This window comes from Pseudorhodobacter sp. (assembly GCF_030452865.1).
GTDB lineage: Bacteria > Pseudomonadota > Alphaproteobacteria > Rhodobacterales > Rhodobacteraceae > Pseudorhodobacter.
In genome coordinates this window covers 1-2,517 of record NZ_JAKDLJ010000470.1, presented here as the reverse complement: position 1 = coordinate 2,517, position 2,517 = coordinate 1, and the positions used below count along the sequence as shown (strand labels likewise).

At 61.0% G+C, this 2,517-nt stretch carries 2 protein-coding genes; both read left to right on the top strand.

Annotated features, from left to right (window positions below):
- Positions 1–242 precede the first annotated feature (242 nt).
- Positions 243–1,187 carry a CpsD/CapB family tyrosine-protein kinase gene (locus L0H65_RS18195; protein WP_301460624.1) on the top strand — a complete coding sequence of 315 codons (945 nt, stop codon included), beginning with the start codon at positions 243–245 and terminating at the stop codon, positions 1,185–1,187.
- Positions 1,188–1,200: 13 nt separating this feature from the next.
- Positions 1,201–2,517 (top strand): Wzz/FepE/Etk N-terminal domain-containing protein (locus L0H65_RS18190; protein ID WP_301460623.1); only part of this gene is annotated, 1,317 nt, incomplete at its 3' end.

Below are 2,517 nucleotides of genomic sequence, written 5' to 3'. Positions count from 1 at the left end.
GAAACGGCTTTGACCACGCCCCTGCACCCTGCTGCACCACATGGCCAACCCCTTCCAATTTTCCGCAATATCTGCTACTTATCAAACTGCTGGGCGGGGGCCCGGGCGAATCCTATGGCGCGCATCGCGGGCCGCCATCAAAAGGTAGTACCCTGAAAACTTGCCTGCTGCATTGCGGGTACAATTGCGTGTAACCGCCGAGGGGGGACCTTTCCCCACAGGCAGCAGGGGTCGGGATTCGGATGGCAAACCACGATATCTTGTTGAACTCGGTCGCATCTGTGGCTGATTTGGGGCATGCTCCGATGGAAGAAGACGATTTTCGCAAAATGGCGGATGCAGTGAAACGTCCAGTCACACAGGGCGTTTCGGTGTTTCGCCCGGTACTCGCCGCACCCAATCCGGTTGAGGTTACGCTGCCAGAGGTTGAACCGCAGGTGCCGATGCCGCTGGCCTTGTCGCCGCCAAGACCGGGGCGGGTGTGGGATTCCCTGAACCCGGCAACGCTGGATGAGGTGAAACTGCTTGGAAAAGGTCTGTTTACAAATCCGCAACAAAGCCCGGCGACCACACATTTCGACATGCTGCGCACCCGGATTTTGCAGGCGATGCAGGACCATGGCTGGAAGCGCATCGCGATCACGTCCCCCACCCATGGCTGCGGCAAATCCTTCGTTGCCGCCAATCTGGCTCTTTCTCTGGCGCGCAGACCGTCCAGCCGCACCATCCTGCTTGATCTGGAACTGCGCCAACCGGGGCTGGCGCGGATGATGGGGCTGTCCGAAATCGGCGCGCTCCGCGACTTCCTGAACGGCGATCAACCCTTGGAAAGTCATTTCCGCCGCATCGGCCGCACGCTGGCGCTCGGGTTGAACAGCGTGCCGGTGCCGGATGCGGCCGAGGTATTGCAAGAACCCGCCACCGCCGAAACCCTTGATGCGATGATGGCGCAGTTGCAGCCGGAACTTCTGGTGATCGACGCGCCGCCTGCCTTGGTGGCCGATGATGTGTTGTCGCTGTTGCCGCAGGTAGATGCGGTGTTGCTGATCATCGACGGCACCCGCACCACAGCCAAGGAAGTGCGCGCCTGCGAACGGCTGTTCGAAGGGCGCTGCCCGCTGATGGGTGTTGTTCTGAACCGCTCGCAGGATTTCGGCCTTGGTCGTTATCGCTATGGCATGAAATAGCGGGGCGCGGAGCATGGGTCAGATTCAGAGTATTGAGGAATTCATCGGGTTGCTGTTCCGGCGCCGCTTGCTGATTGGCGCGGTGACGGTGTTCGGCATCGTGATGACGCTGCTTTACGTCATTGCCAAACCCGATGTGTTTGAATCCACCGCCGTCATTCAGGTGCAAGGACCAACCGTCAGCAGCAGCGAGAATGCAGCAGCGGCGCGCGAAACCTCGGCCCAACGCCTGCAAGCGATCCAGCAGCAATTGACGACGCGCGAAAACATGCTCGCGGTGATCGAACGGCAGGGCCTATACCACGATTTGCCACTGTCCGATGACCAGAAAGTGCATCTGCTGCGCATTGCATTGAAATTCGACAGCGTCGCCAGCGCCGCATCAACCGGTTTCGGCACGCCGAGCGAGGTTTCCGCGCTGCTGATCAGCGCCCAAGCCGATACCCGCGCCAAAGCCGCCCATGTCGCGAATGATTTTGCTCAGGGCATTCTGGATGCCGGTGCTGCCGAACAGAACCAGCGCACCGAGGAAGCCGCGCGCTTTTTCAAGGATGAGGCCGACCAGTTGCAAGCCCGGATCGCCGCGCTCGAATCCGAGATCGCCACCTACAAGACCGCACATCGCGACGCGCTGCCGACCCAACGCGATATCGCAAGGACGGAGCTTTCGGGTCTGGAAACCGAGTTGCGCAGTCTTGATCAAGCCCTTGTGGCCGCCCGCAACGAATTGGCCGCGATTCAACGCAAGACCACCCAGCGCGCCACCGACAAACGACAGGCGGACACGCTGGAAACCCAGATCGAAACCCTTGCCGCCCAAGGCAAGGCACTGGAAGACCGGCGCGGCGAAATCATGGCCTCGCTCGGGCAAAGTCCGGAGGTGGACCGCACGCTGTCGGAATATGACCGCAGCCTCGATCAACTTCAGGCGCAGTTCGAAGTCGCGAACCGACGCGCGGCGGAGGCGGAAACCACCCAAAAACTCCAGGAACGGCAGCAAGGCGAAACCTTCACCATGCTCGAACGGGCCGCAGAACCTGATTACCCGATCAGTGGCGGCCGCCGGAAACTTGCATTCGTGGGCGCGGTGGGAAGTCTTGTATTTGGCGTGATCGTGGCCTTCCTTCTCGACCTGCTGAACCCGGTCATCCGTACCCGCGGCCAGTTGGAACGCGAATTGGATCTGCGCCCTATCGTGGCTATCCCGCCGCTCAGAACCAAGACCCGCCCGTTTTTCCAAAGCCTCATTCCGCCCCTTCCAGCGCTCGATGATCTTGCACGCGGAATGCCGAGGCTGAGCGCGACGTCGACGGGCACGGCGGCGTTAAGC